The organism is Streptomyces sp. NPDC059080, from assembly GCF_042739975.1.
In the GTDB taxonomy this organism is placed as follows: domain Bacteria; phylum Actinomycetota; class Actinomycetes; order Streptomycetales; family Streptomycetaceae; genus Streptomyces; species Streptomyces benahoarensis.
Genome location: NZ_JBHYGX010000004.1, coordinates 204,006 through 219,303 on the forward strand (window position 1 = coordinate 204,006; position 15,298 = coordinate 219,303).

The window sequence follows — 15,298 nt, forward strand, 5'->3', positions numbered from 1 at the left end:
TCGGTCCCTTCTCTTCCTTCATAGCGTTCGTGGCGTACGTGGCGTACGGCGGTGGTGGTGCGGGCGGTTCAGGCGGACGGCGTGAACAGCGCCCGGCCCCACCAGTCGGCGGCGTCCCGGACGCCCGGCGGCACCGCGAACACCGCGGAACCGACATGCTGGATGTACTCGTTGAGCGCGTCGTGCCGCGCCAGCTTCCGCTGCAACGGCACGAACCCGTGCCGGACGTCGCGCTGGTAGGCGAGGAAGAACAGCCCCGCGTCCAGCCGCCCCAGCCCGTCGGTGCCGTCGGTGAAGGAGTAGCCGCGGCGCAGGATGCGGATGCCGCCGTTGCTGTCGGGGTGCGCGAGGCGGACATGCGCGGTCGGCAGCATCGACGGCAGATGCGCCGCGTCCCGCTCGTGCGTACGGCCCGCCGGGGCGCCCTCGGCCTTGTCCCGGCCGAAGACGTCCTCCTGCTCCTTGAGGGAGGTGCGGTCCCAGGTCTCGATGTGCATCCGGATGCGCCGCGCGACGAGGTACGAACCGCCGGCCATCCACGCCGCGTCGCCCTTCGCCTCCGCGGCGGGCACCCAGACGTGCGTGTCCAGCGACTTCGGGTCGTCGCCCGCGACGTTCTCGGTGCCGTCCTTGAAGCCGAACATGTTCCGCGGGGTCTGCGCGCCCGGCGTCGTCGACGACGTCTTGCCGAAGCCCAGCTGCGACCAGCGGATGGCGACCTTGCCGAAGCCGATCCGGGCGAGGTTGCGGATGGCGTGCACCGCGACCTGCGGATCGTCCGCGCACGCCTGGACGCACAGGTCGCCGCCGCTGCGCGCCTTGTCGAGGTTGTCGCCGGGGAACTGCGGCAGATCGATCAGCGCGTCCGGCCGCCGGTCCTTGATCCCGAAGCGGTCCTTGCCGTCCTTGCCGAAGAGCGTCGGGCCGACGCCGAACGTCAGCGTCAGCCGGGACGGCGGCAGCCCGAGTGCCTCGCCGGTGTCGTCCGGCGGCGCCTCGGCGAGCCCGCCGACCGCGCCGTCGCCGACCGCGTCGCCCGCCGTCATCGCGGCCGCCGCCTTCGTCCACTCCTTGAGCAGCGAGATCAGCGCCTCGCGGTCGTCGGTGGTGACATCGAACGCCGCGAAGTGCAGTCGGTCCTGGACGGCGGTGGCGATGCCCGCCTGGTGCGCGCCGTGGAACGGCACGGCCGCTCCGGCGGCGGCGTCCGCGTCCGCCGGGGCGGCGTTGCCGGAGCGCAGCGCGGTGGCGGTGCCGCCCGCCGCGACGGCGCCGAGCGCCAGCCCCGCACCGCCCCAGCCCAGCAGCTTCCGCCGCGAGGGCGCGGCGCTCTCCTCCGCGGGCGTCTCGTCCGCGGGCGTCTCGTCCACCGGCTCGGTCATTTGGTCACCGCCACGGCCGAGGCCAGCTTCGACAGCGGCTCGGCCAGCGCGTTCACGCTGTCCGACAGCTTCTTACGGGCCTCCTTGCCGACCGTGTCGTACGAGACGAAACCGTCGGCGGAGCCCTTGTCGCGGTGGTCGTCGAGCCGGGCGCGGATCTCCTTGAACTGCCGGTCGAGCTCCTTCATCAGCTCCGGGTCGTTCTTCGACACCACCGGCTTCAGCAGGTCGTACGCCTTCTGGGCGCCCTCGACGTTGCCCTGGAAGTCGACCAGGTCGGTGTGGCTGTAGCGCTCCTCCTCACCGGTGACCTTGCCGGTGGCGACCTCGTCGAGGAGTTCCTTGGCGCCGTTGGCCATGCTGGTCGGGGTGATGTCGGCGGTGCCGACGCGCTTCTGCCAGTCCTTGAGGTCGTCGATCAGCTGCGCGGCCAGCTTCTTGTCGTCCGCGGAGATCTTCTTCTCCTGCCAGAGCGACTTCTCCAGCCGGTGCCAGCCGGTCCACTTCTGGCCGTCCTCCAGGCCGTCGGCGCGCACATCGACCTTCGGGTCGATGTCCCCGAACGACTCGGCGACGGGCTCGGTGCGCTCCCAGCCGACGCGGGAGAGGGCGTACATCTTCTTCGCCTCCGCCACGTCCCCGGCGCGCACGGCGTCGGCGAACTTCTGCGCGACGGGCAGCGTCCGGTCGGCCTCCTGCTGGACGTAGGTGCGGTACGCGGCGACGGCGGCGTCGAGGCGGGGGTCGCGCTTGCCGTCGGCGCCCTTGCCGTCGGCCGTCACCTTCTGGCGGATGCCGTCGCCCTTCATCCCGGGCTTGCAGGCGACCTCGTAGTGGCCTGGCTTGATCTCGGCGGTGATCTCCGCGCTGGTGCCGGGGCCGATGTTCTCCCGCTCGGCGACGATGCGGTCGCCGGGCGCGTAGACGTAGACCTCGGTGGTCTTGGAGCCCTTGTTCTGCACGGCGAAGCGGACGTGCCCAGCGGGGAACGTGTCGGCAGACAGTTCACAGGCGCTGTCGCTCGCCGCCACCTCGATCACCCCCTTGCCGCCCTTGCCGTCACTCTTGGCCGCACAGCCGGAGACGACGGTCAGGGCCGCGGCCACGGCGATGGCGGCGACGACGGGTGAACGGAGGGCTCGCATGCGGGGCTCCAGTGGAGGCGAGGGACGGTACGGGGTTGCTAAGGCAGCCCTAAGTTATCTGAGGCTTACCTGAAAAATGCCCTCGTACGCCCGTGATCCGGCTCTCACGGGACACGGTGCGATGACGGAATGGTCGGATTTGCGTCACGGGAAAGTCATTAAATCGTCAAGTAAGGAGTGTCGCGGTCGAATGGGTGTGACGGGTGGCGGCACTGGCTTGATCCTTTCCCCAGCCGCCCGAACGCGACGGAGCCGGGTGCCCGCCCATAGGGACGCTCACCCGGCTCCACCGTTCCGTCGAGGCGCACCACCCGTCCTGCCCGGCCGCGGATCCGCGCGGGACGGGGCGGTGCTGAGGGGGCCGGACCGCTGTCGGACCCCGGTGTCCGTTACAGCGGACGCGCCCACAGGTCGTACTGGAGGCCGCCGCCGTCGCAGAACGGGTCCGCCCACTTGCCGCTGGACACCAGGTCCGTACCGGCCTCCTGGCAGCCGCTGAGGGTCCAGAACTTCTTGCCCGTCCAGACGGTTCCGGGCGGGCCGTCCATCGGCTTGTGCTGCGGGACGGCGTGGGCGGCGGGGGCGACGGTGGTGGCCGTCTCGGTGACGGGTGCGGCGCTGGCGCCGGTCTGGGTCGCTCCGAGAGCGGCCACCGCCAGCGCGACGCTCGCGAACGCGCCGCCGAGGATTCGCCTGTTACGCATGGTGTGCATCCTTTCCCCGTGGTGCGGGGCCCCGTTGCGGCCCCGTCCCCCTGCACACGAATCCGGGTGCCGCCCCGTATGACACCTCTTCATGTGACCTGCATCACACTGCCGTTGCAGGTTCACCCGGGTCCCGCACGGGCCCGCCCCTACGCGCTCAGCGGAAACCGCTCGCTCAGCGCATGGAACACCGCATCGTTCAGCGCGAAGGCCCGCTTGCACTCGTCGATGATCCGCTGCTTCTCCAGATCGTCCGCCGGGACCGCGTCCAGCAGCGCGCGGTACTCCCGCTTGAAGGCGGCGGGGTGGGCGATCCGCTCGAAGACGTAGAAGCGCACCCCGTCGCCCTTGGGGGCGAAGCCCCACTCCTTCTCGGCGGTGGCGCGCAGCACCTGCCCGCCCGAGAGGTCGCCGAGGTAGCGGGTGTAGTGGTGCGCGACGAAACCGCCGGGCCAGCGGCGCGCGCAGTGCCGGATGCGGTCGGTGTACGCCACCGTCTCCGGCAGCGGCGCCACCCGGGCGCGCCAGGACGGGCCGTGGAAATGGGCCAGATCGCGCGCCAGCTCCGGCGTGCGGGTCAGCTCGGGGCGGACGAACGGACCGGCGACCGGGTCCCCGGCCAGCCGCTCCGCCTCCTCCTCCAGGGCGCCGTAGACGAACCACAGCTGCTCTGTGTAGCAGCGGTAGGCGGTCACGCCGTGCCGGGCGTCGATCAGGTCGGCGAGGAACGAATCGCCCGAGGTGGCGTCGTGCTGCGGGCGCGAGGCGGTGCGCAGCAGCGTCGAGAAGGGGGCGGGCGCGGACGAGGCCGTGCTGGTGGTGTCCAAGGCTGACCTCCGGGAACGGGTGACTTAGGCAAGCCTGAGTAGACCCGTGGCGGACGCCCGGGTCAACCCGTTCCCGACGATCTGTCGGTAAACATTCGGTAGGTGGCCATGCCGCGGCGCGCGGCACCAGGTCAGGCAGGTCAGGCAGGTCAGGCAGGTCAGGCAGGCCAGGCAGGTCAGGGCAGCGTCAGGATCTCCGCGCCGGTGTCCGTCACCACCAGCGTGTGCTCGAACTGCGCGGTGCGCTTGCGGTCCTTCGTCACGACCGTCCAGCCGTCGTCCCACATGTCGTACTCGTACGAGCCCAGCGTCAGCATCGGCTCGATGGTGAACGTCATGCCCGGCACGATGTCCGTCGTGTGGTGGGGGCTGTCGTAGTGCGGAACGATCAGACCGGAGTGGAACGACGTGTTGATGCCGTGCCCGGTGAAGTCCCGCACGACGCCGTAGCCGAACCGCTTGGCGTACGACTCGATGACCCGGCCGATGATGTTGATCTGGCGGCCCGGCCTGACCGCCTTGATCGCGCGGTTCAGAGCCTCCCGCGTCCGCTCCACCAGCAGCTTCGACTCCTCGTCGACATCGCCGCACAGATACGTGGCGTTGTTGTCGCCGTGCACGCCGTTGATGTAGGCGGTCACGTCGAGATTGACGATGTCGCCATCCTTCAGGACGGTCGAGTCGGGGATGCCGTGGCAGACGACCTCGTTGAGCGAGGAGCACAGCGACTTGGGGAAGCCGCGGTAGCCGAGCGTGGACGGGTAGGCGCCGTGGTCGCACATGAACTCATGAGCCACCCGGTCGAGTTCGTCGGTGGTCACGCCGGGGGCGATCAGCTTGGCGGCCTCCGCCATCGCCTGCGCGGCGATCCGGCCGGCGATCCGCATCCGCTCGATCGTGTCGGCGTCCTGCACCTCGGGACCGCTGTACGGGGTGGGCGCGGCCTTCCCGACGTATTCGGGCCGCGGGATCGAGGCGGGGACGGGGCGGGTGGGGGAGATTTTCCCCGGGACAAGAAGCGACTGGCCAGACATGCCAGCGAGTGTATCGGCGGGCCATCGGGCAGGATGGCGGCACGGAAACGGACCACAGGAGGCGGCGATGGCGCTGTTCAAGAGGCGGACCGAGGGCAGGCCCGGAGAGTGGTTCTACTGCCTGCGTCACCAGAAGGTCGAGGAGGGTCCCGAATGCCGGGCCGCCGACCGCTTTGGCCCGTACGCCACCCGCGAGGAGGCGGCGCACGCGATGGAGACGGCCCGCGAACGCAACCTGGAGTGGGAGACCGACCCCCGCTGGCACGACAGCGGCAAGAAGGACGACCCGGAGTCCTGACGAAGGACGCCCCGGAGCCCTGATCGAGAAGGGCGTTCCGGAGCTCTGACGAGAAGGGCGTTCCGGAGCCCTCACTGCATTGCCCTCACCGCATTCCACGTGATTTCGTATCGTTACTCTCCCCATTCTTGACGTTACGACCGGTAGTGGCGTTCACTTCAGCCGTTCCAGAACGGCCCACGGGGGAGAATCCGAAATGAACGCACAACCGCGCAGAGTCCTCATCGGCGCATTGGCCCTTTCCCTGGCCCTGCCGTTGGCCGCCTGCGGGAGTGAACCGCCGAAGGCGCCGAGCGACAACAGATCCATCGGATTGCTGCTGCCGGACAGAGCCGCGCGTTACGACGATTTCGACCGCCGCATCATGGCCTCGAAGATCGCCTCCCGCTGCCTGGAATGCAAGATCGAATACCGAAACGCCCAGGGTGGCGTGGAAACGCAGCGACGCCAGTTCGAGGAGATGGTGCGCGACGGCGTCCGCGTCGTCGTCCTCGACGCGGTCGACGCCCGGGCGGCGGGCCCGTGGGTGGACGCCGCCGCGAAGAGGGGCGTCAAGGTCGTCGCCTACGACCGGCTCGCCGAGGGCGCCGTCGCCGCGTATGTCTCCTACGACAACGAGAAGATCGGCAAACTGCAGGCCGAGGGCCTGGTCACGTCCCTCGGAGCGCGCGCCGCCACCGCCCGGGTGGTGATGCTCGACGGCTCGCCCTCCGATCCCAACGCCGGTGCCTTCAAGAAGGGCGCCCACGCCGTCCTCGACCGCAAGGTCGACCGGATCGTCTACGAGAAGGACATCCCCGGCTGGTCCGTACCGCTGGCCCGGAAGAAGATCACCGAAGCGGTGAACGCCTTCGGCCCGACCGGATTCGACGCGGTCTACGCCGCCAACGACGGAATGGCGGGCGCCGCCGCCGACGTACTCGAAGCAGCCGGTGCACATCACATCCCGCTCGGCGGTCAGGACGCCGAACTCGCCGCACTGCAAAGGCTGGTGAAGGGTGTTCAGACCTTCACCGTTTACAAGGAAGTCCGGCCCGAGGCGCAAACCGCCGGGGAAATCGCGGTCAATCTTCTCCAGGGAAAGAGCATCGGTTCCCTGACCCCGGCAACCGTCGACAGCAAGAGCCATTCGCATATTCCCGCGAAGCTTTTCAGTGCCCGGCTCGTCACCCGGAAAAACATGGCCGACACCGTGATCCGCGACGGCGCGGTCCGTACCGACCTCATCTGCACCAAGGACCTCGCGGCCGACTGCGCCGCACTCGGCCTCGACTGACGCTGCCGGCCCCGGCGCCCGTCACCACCGGGGCGGCGGCGGTGACGTCAGCGCGTCGGCCAGGCGGGAGAGCCGGTCGCGGAAGCGGTGGCGGCCGCGCGGGGCGGGCCTGCCGTTCTCCCCGGCGGCGGCGCTGACCAGGTGCTGCACCGTCTCCAGATCGAGCGGCGAGGCGTCGGCGCCCCCCGCCTCCACCGACGGCGGCGCCGCCAGCGCCTCGTGTGCCAGCGCGTGCAGCTCGTCGTCCCCGCCGTCCAGCGCCAGCACCGTGGCGCCGCCGCGCCGCGCGTCGTGGACCCGCTCCAGCAGCCCGGCGCCCGGCGCCCACGGCGAGACGACCAGCAGCGTGTCACCCCGCCCGGCCGCCGCCAGCCGCTCCGTGGAGACCGCCAGATGCGCCGGGCTCCCGGCGGGCACCCGGTGCCGCACCAGCGTCGGCGACAGCTCCGGCAGCCCCGACCAGGACGCCTCTTCGTCCAGATGCGCCGCCAGATGCCACGGCTCGTACGTCTCGCCGCCCACCAGCAGCAGCCCGCCCTGCGGGGTGACCGAGGAGCGCAGCGCCCCGGCGAAGCGGCGGGTGGCCTGTAGCCACTCCGTCCCGGCGAGAACGTCGCGCAGCAACGCGACCCGTACGGCGTCCATGGCCCGGCATCCTCCCGCAGCGCCCGCCACCCCGGGCCGCCCCACCCGCACTTCACCCGAAAGGGGGCGCGGTCCCCGGGGCGGCTGCTGCGGAGCGTGCACGGTGCCTCCAGGGGGCCGGACGCGCGCGGTCTGCGGGGAGCTCGCGAGCGGCGGCCGGTCAGCGCGCCGGGAGCAGCCCGGCGGTGTCCAGCATCCGGCCGACCTCGGCGACGGCCGCCTCGCCCAGCGGGAGTTGGGGCGCGGCGGTCGTACCGTGCGCGATGACGCCGCGCAGCGCCAGCGCCGCCTTGAACGCCCCGAGCGCCGACGAGCTGCGCCCCATCTCGGCCTCCGGGCCGACGTCCACCATGGCGAACAGCGCTGCCAGCCGCTCCTGTTCGGCGGCGGCCGCCGTCCAGTCCCCGGCCCGCGCCGCGTCGTGGAGGCGTACGTACCCGGCCGGATCGACGTTCCCGAGCCCGGGCACCACACCGTCCGCGCCTGCCAACAGCGCGGCGTCCACGGTCAGTTCGGAGCCGGTCAGCACCGAGAAGCGCGGTGCCGGGCCGGTGCGGCGCCCGGTGCGGCCGCCCAGTGCGACGAGGAGCCGCCGCAGCCCGCCCTCGTCGCCGCTGCTGTCCTTGAGCCCGGCCAGCGTGCCGTCCTCGGCCAGCTCCCGCACCAGCGCGGCGGGCAGCTTGGTGTGGACGGCGACGGGGATGTCGTACGCGAAGAGCGGCAGGCCGACGGCGGCGCGGACGCGGCGGAAGTGCGCGGCGATCTCGCGCGGATGGGTGCGGGTGTAGAACGGCGCGGTGGCGACGAGGGCGTCGGCGCCGAGGCGGGCGGCGGTGGCGGCGTGCGCGAGGACGCGGGGGGTGGTGGTGTCGATGACCCCGGCGAGCACCGGGACGCGGCCGTCCGCCGCCCGGACGACGGTGTCGAGTACCTGGGCGCGCTGGTCGTCGGTGAGGTAGGCGACCTCGCCGGTCGAACCCAGCGCGAACAGCCCGTGGACGCCGCCGTCGAGGAGGTGGTGCACCAGGCGGGCGAGGGAGGCGGTGTCGACCTCGCCGTGCGGGTCGAGCGGGGTGCAGAGCGGGGGGACGACGCCGTGCAGGGGTGCGGGCAGTGCCATGGGCTCTCCAGCGGTGGTGCGTGGGGCGGGCGGGCGTCCCGTCCCACGGGACATCGGACATGGGATGTCCTATGTCTGGGTCACAATAGCCAGGTGGACACGCGGTCGGTCAAGGGCGCCGGTCCCCGGCAGGGGCGGGTCGCCGACCGCCGCACAGCAGATGCGGGAGAGGGAGATTCATGGCGCGAGGCACGCTGTCCGAGGACGTTCAGGGGCAGATCAAGCAGCTGATCCTGGAGCGCAGGCTCACGCCCGGCGACCCGCTGCCCACCGAGGCCGAACTGGTCGGCCTCCTCGACGTCAGCCGCAACTCCGTCCGCGAGGCGCTCAAGGCGCTCCAGGCCATGCGCATCGTCGAGATCCGGCACGGCTTCGGCACCTACGTCGGCCCCCTCACCCTCGAACCGTTCGTCGAGGGCGTCGCCTTCCGTGCCGCCGTCCGCCACCACCAGGGCGAATCCAGCCTCTACGAGCTGATGGAGGTCCGCGAGGCGCTGGAGTCCGGGCTCATCGCCACCGTTGCCCGCGATCTGCCCCCCGAGGACCTCGCCGTCCTCAAGGGCCTCGTCGCCCGTATGGGGGAGGAGGCGGCCGCCGGGCAGGTCAACGGCTCCACCGACCGCGCCTTCCACCTCGCGCTCTACCGCTCCCTCGGCAACCAGCTGCTCAGCGACGTCCTCGACGCCTTCTGGGAAGCGCTCCGCCGCGTCCGCGACGACCTCTCCGACGGCCCCCGGGACCCCCGGGTGACCCACCATCAGCACGCCGAGATCGTCACCGCCCTGGAGGAGGGCGACGGCGACCGCGCGGTCGAGGCGATGCACCGGCACTTCGGGGACATCCGGCGGCGGTTGGCGGAGTGAGGGGGCGATGCGCTCGGCCTGGGGGCCGGCTTCGGGGTCGTGACGGCGGGGCGTTCCCGCGGCCCCGGACCAAGATCGAAAGGCCCGTCCACAGCATGATCCGCGGCCTCGCCGCCCATGGCACCATCACTGCCATGACTACTGCTGACCACATCCCCGCCTCCGATCCCGCCTTCTCCGAGAACGTCGCGACCCGCGCCAAGGCCGCCCTCAAGCGCGACCCGTGGGACCTGCCCGACGTCTCCGGGCACGTCGTCGGCGTCCTCGGCGGCACCGGCGACCAGGGCCGCGGCCTCGCCTACCGCCTCGCCAAGGCCGGGCAGAAGGTGATCATCGGCTCCCGCGCCGCCGACCGCGCGCAGACCGCCGCCGCCGAACTCGGCCACGGCGTCGAGGGCGCCGACAACGCCGAATGCGCCCGCCGCAGCGACATCGTGATCGTCGCGGTGCCCTGGGACGGCCACGCCAAGACCCTCGAATCCCTCCGCGAGGAGCTGACCGGCAAGCTGGTCATCGACTGCGTCAACCCCCTCGGCTTCGACAAGAAGGGCGCCTACGCCCTCAAGCCCGAGGAGGGCAGCGCCGCCGAACAGGCCGCCGCCCTGCTCCCCGAATCCCGCGTCACCGCCGCCTTCCACCACCTGTCCGCCGTCCTCCTCCAGGACCCGGACACCCACGAGATCGACACCGATGTGATGGTCCTCGGCGAGTCCCGCGCCGACACCGACCTCGTCCAGGCCCTCGCCGGCCGCATCCCGGGCATGCGCGGAGTCTTCGCCGGCCGCCTCCGCAACGCCCACCAGGTCGAATCCCTCGTCGCCAACCTGATCTCCGTCAACCGGCGGTACAAGGCGCATGCAGGGGTGCGGCTCACGGACGTGTGAGCCCCGCCGCACGGCGTACCGCCCGGCGGGAGCGGGGCGCGGCCGGTGCCGTGGCGGTTCCCGGGGTGTCCGACCCCCGCCGGGCCCCCGGGAGCCATGGGGGACACTGGGAGGGACCGCACCATCCCGACAGGAGCCGACCCCCATGCCCTCCGTTCCCTCGTCCCGCCCGGCACCGCGACTGGCCGTATTCGCCGTCGCGGTCTGCGTCCTCGCCGTGGCGGCCGCCGTCGTCTCGTTCGTCCAGGGCAGCTGGCTCGGCATCGTCTGGATCCTGATGGCCGGTATCTCCAGCAACATGGCGTGGTTCTACGTCCGCCGCGCCCGGCTCGCCCGCGCGGCCGCGGCGGAGACCGCGGCCACGGGCTGAGGGGGGCGCGGCCGGGGCCGCCGCCCCCGTACCCCTACCGCACCGGAACCTGCGGCTCCCCCTGCCAGAAGCGGAAGAATTCCTGGCCCCAGTAGGAGTCCCAGCGGGAGACGCCCAGGGTGTCGAGGATCGTGTCCACGAGCTGGAAGAAGACGTGGTTGATCTCCGGGACCCACAGCAGGCCGAAGACCGCCAGCAGGCCGAACGGCGCGAACGGTTCGACCTGGCGGCGCAGGCCGGGGGAGAGCCAGGGTTCGAGGACGCCGTAGCCGTCCAGGCCCGGGACGGGGACGAAGTTGAGGATCGCCGCCGTCACCTGGAGCAGGGCCAGGAACGCCAGGGCGTAGCGGAACGGGTCGGGGACGCCGTCCAGGGCGTGCAGCCAGAACGGGGCGGTGGCCACGGCGGCGAAGAGAATGTTGGTCAGCGGACCGGCGGCCGAGATCAGGCTGTGGCGCCAGCGGCCCCGGATGCGGCCCCGTTCGATGAAGACCGCGCCGCCGGGCAGACCGATCCCGCCCATGATCACGAAGATCACCGGCAGCACGATGCTCAGCAGGGCGTGGGTGTACCTGAGCGGGTTCAGCGTCAGATAGCCCTTGGCGCCCACGGAGATGTCGCCGCTGTGCAGCGCCGTCCTGGCGTGTGCGTACTCGTGGAGGCAGAGCGACACCACCCAGCCGGAGACGACGAACAGGAACACCGCGAAACCGGTGCTCGCGGCGAGCTGCTCGCTCCAGACGGCCCACCCCGAGACCGCCATCACCGCGACGAGCGCGAGAAAGACCGGACTGACGCGGCGCTCGGCGTGCCGTACTGCGGTGGTCATCGTGCGGGGCTCCCAGGTGCGGACGGCGGTGGACGGTACGTACGCGGTGTGGCCGGGCCGCGCGGTACGGGTGACGGTAGCCCCGACCGTATCGGCGGCGGGGTGGTCCGTGCACGGCCCGGGACGGAACCGTTGTACGGGGGCGCGCGCCGTCCCGCGTGCGCCCCGGTGCCGGGGCCGGGCTCCGGTCACCGCGCCGGGGCCCGGACTCCCGGCCGCCCCGGCCGTCCGGCCTCCGGCACGCCGCCCGTACCCCGGTGCGGGATCCGGTGGTCGCGGAACGGGCGCCCGGGAGAAGGTGGGGCGGGCCCGTTCCGGACACGACCTTCTACCCACAGCGTCCGTTCCGGGGGCGGCGCCCCGTACGGGGAGGAAGGGACGGAACGTGACCGACAATGTTCGGGTGCGGTACGGAATTCTGGGCACGACGCAGGCACTGAGGGCGGACGGGACGGCCGTGCCCCTCGGGGGCGCGCGGCTGCGCGCGCTGCTGGCCGCGCTCGCGCTGCGGCCGGGCCGGGCGCTGCCCACCGACGCGCTGATCGCGGACATCTGGGGGATGGACCCGCCGACGGACGCGAACGGCGCGCTCCAGGCGCTGGTCGGCCGGTTGCGGCGGGCCCTGGGGCACGCGGCCGTCGCGTCCGCCGACGGCACGTACCTGCTGCGCGCGGAGCCGGACGCGGTGGACCTGCCGCGGTTCGAACGGCTGACCGCGGACGGCACCGCGGCGCTCACCGACGGCGATCCGCGCCGCGCCGCCGCCGTGCTGGACGAGGCGCTGGCACTGTGGCGGGGCCCGGCCCTCGCCGACCTCCCGGCGGCCCGTACGGACGCGGTCCGGGCCGAGCGGCGACGGCTGGACGCCCGCCGCGTCCGGTGCGCCGCGGACCTCGCCCTCGGGCGGGCCGAGGAGGCGCTGCCGGGGCTGGACGCGCTGTGCCGGGACCATCCGCTGGACGAACCGTTGCAGGCGCTGCGGTTGCGGGCGCTGCGCGCCGCGGGCCGGACGGCGCAGGCGCTCGCCGCGTACGAGGAGGTCCGGGTGGGGATCGCGGACCGGCTCGGCGCGGATCCGGGGCCCGAACTCCGGGAGCTGCACGGGGAGTTGCTGAGATCCGGACCGGTCGGGGAGGGTGCCGCCCCGTCGGCGTCCGGACCGGCCGGGGAGGGCGTCGCCTCGGCGTCCGGGCCGTCCCCGGACGCCGCCGGTGCGCCGGGGCCCGCATCCGCGCCGGCGTCCCCGGCCCCGCCCGCTGAGTCCGCCACGCCCCCGGCCCCCGCCGTACCCCACGCGCACCCGGAACCCTCCGCGCACCCGGCGGCGCCCCCGCCTCCCGGTAACCTCCGCGCCCGCCGCACCTCCTTCGTCGGCCGCGACCGCGAACTGGCCGGGCTGCGGGCGGACCTCGCCGCGCACCGGCTCGTGACACTGCTGGGACCCGGCGGCGCGGGCAAGACCCGGCTCTCGCAGGAGGGGGCGGAGTCGGCCGCGGGGGCGTTGCCGGGGGCCTGGCCGCAGGGGGTGTGGCTGGTGGAGCTGGCGCCGGTCGACGATCCGGCGACGGTGCCGGAGACCGTGCTCACCGCCCTCGGCGCCCGCGAGACGGTGGTACGCGGCTCCACCGCGGAGGGGCTGCGCGCCGCCACCGACCCCACGGCGCTCGATCCGCTGGGCCGCCTCACCGAGCACTGTTCCGACCACCGGATGCTGCTGATCCTCGACAACTGCGAGCACGTCGTCGGTGCCGCCGCCGCGCTCGCCGAACGGCTGCTGGCCGACTGCCCGGGGGTGACGGTCCTGGCGACCAGCCGGGAGCCGCTGGCCGTCCCCGGCGAGGTGCTGCGCCCGGTGGAGCCGCTGCCCGACCCGGTGGCGCTGCGGCTGCTCGCCGACCGGGGCGCCGCCGCCCGGCCCGGCTTCCGCGCCGCCGACGACCCGGCCGCGTGCGCGGAGATCTGCCGCCGCCTCGACGGGCTGCCGCTCGCCATCGAACTGGCCGCCGCCCGGCTGCGGATGCTCTCCCCGCGGCAGCTCGCCGACCGCCTCGACGACCGTTTCCGGCTGCTGACCAGCGGCAGCCGTACCGCGCTGCCCCGCCAGCAGACGCTGCGCGCCGTCGTCGACTGGTCCTGGGACCTCCTCGACGCACCCGAACGCGCCGTGCTGCGGCGGCTGTCCGTCTTCGCCGGGGGCTGGGACCCGGAGTTGGCCGAGGAGGTCTGCGCGGGCGACGGAGTCGACCGGCGGGAGGTGGCGGCCGTCCTCGGCTCGCTGATCGACAGGTCGCTGGTGGTCGCCGCCCCGGCGGCGGACGGCCGGATGCGTCACCGCCTCCTGGAGACGGTCGCGGAGTACGCGGGCGAGCGGCTGGACGAGGCGGGCGAACGCGCCGCCGCCGAGCGCCGTCACCTCGTCGCCCACCGCGAACTGGCCCGCACCGCCGACCCGTTGCTGCGCGGCCCCGGCCAGCGGGCGTGGCTGGAGCGGCTGGAGCTGGAGCACGACAATCTGCGGACCGCGCTGCGTCGCGCCGTCGCCGCGTCCGACGAGCACGAGGCGCTGTGCCTGGTGCTGTCGCTCCAGTGGTTCTGGGGCCTGCGCGACCACCGGGTGGACGCCCGTACGTGGTCGCGGGCGGCGGGGGCGCTGGGTCCGAACCCGTTCCTGCCGCCCGTCACCCCCGCGCCGGACCTCCACGACCGGCCGATCGACGCGCCGCCCCCGATGAGCGGGGAGCAGCTGCTGGAGGCCCGCCGGGAGGTGCGGCTGGTGGAGCTGTCGTGCACGGAGAACTACGCGGAACTGGTGGCCGCACCGGGGCGGAAGGAGGAGATGGCCGGGGTACTCGCCGCGTACCGCGCGGGCATGCCGCAGACCTGCCGGGTGCCGGGCGCGCTCTGGTACTACCCGGTGCTGCTCTCCGGACGGCAGGCCGATCTGGTGGAACTCGCCGACCGGGGCGTCGCCGCCTGCCGCGCGCTCGGCTACGACTGGGAGCTGGCCTTCGTCCTCCAGCTGCGCGCGAAGATCCTCAACGACCGGCCCGGCGCGCTGGAGCAGGCGAGCCGGGACGCCGACGAGTCACTGCGGCTGTTCCTGGAGATCGGCGACGACTGGGGGGTGGCCGAGGCCCTCGCCGGGCGGGGCGAGGCCCGGGAGGCACGCGGCCGGTACGCGCTCGCCGCCGACGACTACCGCGCGGCGATGCGGTACGCCGAGGAGCTGGGCGCCCACGGCCAGACGCTGATCCTGCGGACCCGGCTCGGCGGGGCGCTGGTCGAGGACGGGCAGGGCGAGGAGGGGGAGCGGCTGCTGCGCGAGGTGCTGACGCGGACCGAGGACCTGGCCGCCGGGCGGGACGCGGTGCCGTTCGCCCGGCTGACGCTGGCGATGCACCTGCTGGTGACCGGTCGGCTGGACGCGGCGCGCGAGCAGCTGGAGCTGGTGCGGGGGGACTCGCTGACGTGGGGCCCGGAGTTGTTCGTCGGAATGGTGGACGCGGCGCTGGTCACCGTGGACGTCGAGGCGGGCCGCCCCGACGGGCTGCTGGAGCGGCTGCGGGTGGCCGTCGCCACGATGCAGGACGAGCTGACCCGGCTGGTGGCCCCGGACCTGCCGGTGACCCAACTGCTCACAGGTGCGCGGGTGTTGCTCGCGGTGCACGGCGCCGGGGCGGGGCGGGACGCGGCACGGCTGGTGGGCGCGTACGACACCCTGTGGTCGCCGGGGCACGTCCCGCAGCGGGCGGTCCGGCACCTCAGGGCCACGGCGGAGGCGGATGCCCGCGCGGCGGTCGGCGACGCGGCGTACGCGCGGGGGTACGCCGAAGGCGGTGGCCTCTCCTTGGAGGAGGCCACCGCCCTCATCTGACGCGAGCCGGGCCGGGGCCTGTCGTCAAACTCCCGTATGCCCAACGG

At 73.3% G+C, this 15,298-nt stretch carries 14 protein-coding genes; 6 read left to right on the forward strand and 8 right to left on the reverse strand.

Going from position 1 to position 15,298, the window contains the following annotated elements; genetic code table 11:
* Window positions 1-68: 68 nt before the first annotated feature.
* The 5 genes from efeB to map all read right to left on the reverse strand — a co-directional run bounded on the left by efeB (window position 69) and on the right by map (window position 5,092).
* On the reverse strand, window positions 69-1,382 hold the full coding sequence (gene efeB, locus ACFWWQ_RS04720) for an iron uptake transporter deferrochelatase/peroxidase subunit (RefSeq protein ID WP_384590052.1): 1,314 nt from the start codon (window positions 1,380-1,382) through the stop codon (window positions 69-71).
* On the reverse strand, window positions 1,379-2,527 hold the full coding sequence (efeO, locus tag ACFWWQ_RS04725) for an iron uptake system protein EfeO (RefSeq protein ID WP_384590055.1): 1,149 nt from the start codon (window positions 2,525-2,527) through the stop codon (window positions 1,379-1,381). Before efeO ends, efeB begins: the two co-directional genes overlap by 4 nt.
* Before the next feature lie 389 nt (window positions 2,528-2,916).
* Window positions 2,917-3,231: a hypothetical protein gene (locus ACFWWQ_RS04730; RefSeq protein ID WP_384590058.1), complete on the reverse strand. Its 315-nt coding sequence runs from the start codon at window positions 3,229-3,231 to the stop codon at window positions 2,917-2,919.
* 149 nt (window positions 3,232-3,380) lie between these two features.
* Complete coding sequence (locus tag ACFWWQ_RS04735; protein WP_384590060.1) at window positions 3,381-4,058, reverse strand: heme oxygenase (biliverdin-producing); 678 nt, start codon at window positions 4,056-4,058, stop codon at window positions 3,381-3,383.
* 176 nt (window positions 4,059-4,234) lie between these two features.
* Window positions 4,235-5,092: a type I methionyl aminopeptidase gene (gene map / locus ACFWWQ_RS04740; RefSeq protein WP_384590063.1), complete on the reverse strand. Its 858-nt coding sequence runs from the start codon at window positions 5,090-5,092 to the stop codon at window positions 4,235-4,237.
* A 67-nt stretch (window positions 5,093-5,159) separates the two neighbouring features.
* Here map and ACFWWQ_RS04745 point away from each other — a divergent pair, with 67 nt between their 5' ends.
* Together ACFWWQ_RS04745 and ACFWWQ_RS04750 are read left to right on the forward strand one after the other, a co-directional pair.
* The gene (locus tag ACFWWQ_RS04745; RefSeq protein ID WP_143940444.1) at window positions 5,160-5,390 is read left to right on the forward strand and encodes a hypothetical protein; all 231 of its coding nucleotides are present in this window, start codon (window positions 5,160-5,162) and stop codon (window positions 5,388-5,390) included.
* A 196-nt stretch (window positions 5,391-5,586) separates the two neighbouring features.
* The gene (locus ACFWWQ_RS04750) at window positions 5,587-6,666 is read left to right on the forward strand and encodes a sugar ABC transporter substrate-binding protein (RefSeq protein ID WP_384590067.1); all 1,080 of its coding nucleotides are present in this window, start codon (window positions 5,587-5,589) and stop codon (window positions 6,664-6,666) included.
* A 21-nt stretch (window positions 6,667-6,687) separates the two neighbouring features.
* Here the strand turns inward: ACFWWQ_RS04750 and ACFWWQ_RS04755 are convergent, their stop codons facing one another.
* Entirely contained in the window at window positions 6,688-7,311 is a 624-nt protein-coding gene (locus ACFWWQ_RS04755; RefSeq protein ID WP_384590070.1) for a hypothetical protein, read from the reverse strand.
* 160 nt (window positions 7,312-7,471) lie between these two features.
* Window positions 7,472-8,431: a dihydrodipicolinate synthase family protein gene (locus ACFWWQ_RS04760; protein WP_384590073.1), complete on the reverse strand. Its 960-nt coding sequence runs from the start codon at window positions 8,429-8,431 to the stop codon at window positions 7,472-7,474.
* 179 nt (window positions 8,432-8,610) lie between these two features.
* On the opposite strand from ACFWWQ_RS04760, the gene ACFWWQ_RS04765 reads away from it, so the two are divergent.
* From ACFWWQ_RS04765 to ACFWWQ_RS04775, 3 genes are all read left to right on the forward strand, one after another.
* A complete protein-coding gene (locus tag ACFWWQ_RS04765; protein ID WP_384590076.1) occupies window positions 8,611-9,294 on the forward strand; it encodes a FadR/GntR family transcriptional regulator in 684 nt (227 codons plus the stop codon).
* A 134-nt stretch (window positions 9,295-9,428) separates the two neighbouring features.
* Window positions 9,429-10,178 (forward strand): NADPH-dependent F420 reductase, encoded by a 750-nt coding sequence (gene npdG, locus ACFWWQ_RS04770; RefSeq protein ID WP_384590079.1) that lies wholly within the window; start codon window positions 9,429-9,431, stop codon window positions 10,176-10,178.
* A 145-nt stretch (window positions 10,179-10,323) separates the two neighbouring features.
* Window positions 10,324-10,548 carry a hypothetical protein gene (locus ACFWWQ_RS04775; RefSeq protein WP_384590082.1) on the forward strand — a complete coding sequence of 75 codons (225 nt, stop codon included), beginning with the start codon at window positions 10,324-10,326 and terminating at the stop codon, window positions 10,546-10,548.
* Window positions 10,549-10,582: 34 nt separating this feature from the next.
* Here ACFWWQ_RS04775 and ACFWWQ_RS04780 read toward each other — a convergent pair whose 3' ends face one another.
* Window positions 10,583-11,377 carry a site-2 protease family protein gene (locus ACFWWQ_RS04780; protein WP_384590085.1) on the reverse strand — a complete coding sequence of 265 codons (795 nt, stop codon included), beginning with the start codon at window positions 11,375-11,377 and terminating at the stop codon, window positions 10,583-10,585.
* Window positions 11,378-11,762: 385 nt separating this feature from the next.
* On the opposite strand from ACFWWQ_RS04780, the gene ACFWWQ_RS04785 reads away from it, so the two are divergent.
* A complete protein-coding gene (locus ACFWWQ_RS04785; RefSeq protein WP_384590088.1) occupies window positions 11,763-15,251 on the forward strand; it encodes a BTAD domain-containing putative transcriptional regulator in 3,489 nt (1,162 codons plus the stop codon).
* Window positions 15,252-15,298: the final 47 nt, after the last annotated feature.

Bases quoted from the DNA above. Each gene is read 5' to 3' on its own strand.
- npdG (WP_384590079.1), top strand. From the start codon at position 9,429: ATGACTACTGCTGACCACATCCCCGCCTCCGATCCCGCCTTCTCCGAG.
- ACFWWQ_RS04730 (WP_384590058.1), bottom strand. From the start codon at position 3,231: ATGCGTAACAGGCGAATCCTCGGCGGCGCGTTCGCGAGCGTCGCGCTG.
- ACFWWQ_RS04775 (WP_384590082.1), top strand. From the start codon at position 10,324: ATGCCCTCCGTTCCCTCGTCCCGCCCGGCACCGCGACTGGCCGTATTC.
- ACFWWQ_RS04750 (WP_384590067.1), top strand. From the start codon at position 5,587: ATGAACGCACAACCGCGCAGAGTCCTCATCGGCGCATTGGCCCTTTCC.
- efeO (WP_384590055.1), bottom strand. From the start codon at position 2,527: ATGCGAGCCCTCCGTTCACCCGTCGTCGCCGCCATCGCCGTGGCCGCG.
- ACFWWQ_RS04760 (WP_384590073.1), bottom strand. From the start codon at position 8,431: ATGGCACTGCCCGCACCCCTGCACGGCGTCGTCCCCCCGCTCTGCACC.
- map (WP_384590063.1), bottom strand. From the start codon at position 5,092: ATGTCTGGCCAGTCGCTTCTTGTCCCGGGGAAAATCTCCCCCACCCGC.
- ACFWWQ_RS04755 (WP_384590070.1), bottom strand. From the start codon at position 7,311: ATGGACGCCGTACGGGTCGCGTTGCTGCGCGACGTTCTCGCCGGGACG.
- ACFWWQ_RS04780 (WP_384590085.1), bottom strand. From the start codon at position 11,377: ATGACCACCGCAGTACGGCACGCCGAGCGCCGCGTCAGTCCGGTCTTT.
- ACFWWQ_RS04745 (WP_143940444.1), top strand. From the start codon at position 5,160: ATGGCGCTGTTCAAGAGGCGGACCGAGGGCAGGCCCGGAGAGTGGTTC.
- ACFWWQ_RS04765 (WP_384590076.1), top strand. From the start codon at position 8,611: ATGGCGCGAGGCACGCTGTCCGAGGACGTTCAGGGGCAGATCAAGCAG.
- efeB (WP_384590052.1), bottom strand. From the start codon at position 1,382: ATGACCGAGCCGGTGGACGAGACGCCCGCGGACGAGACGCCCGCGGAG.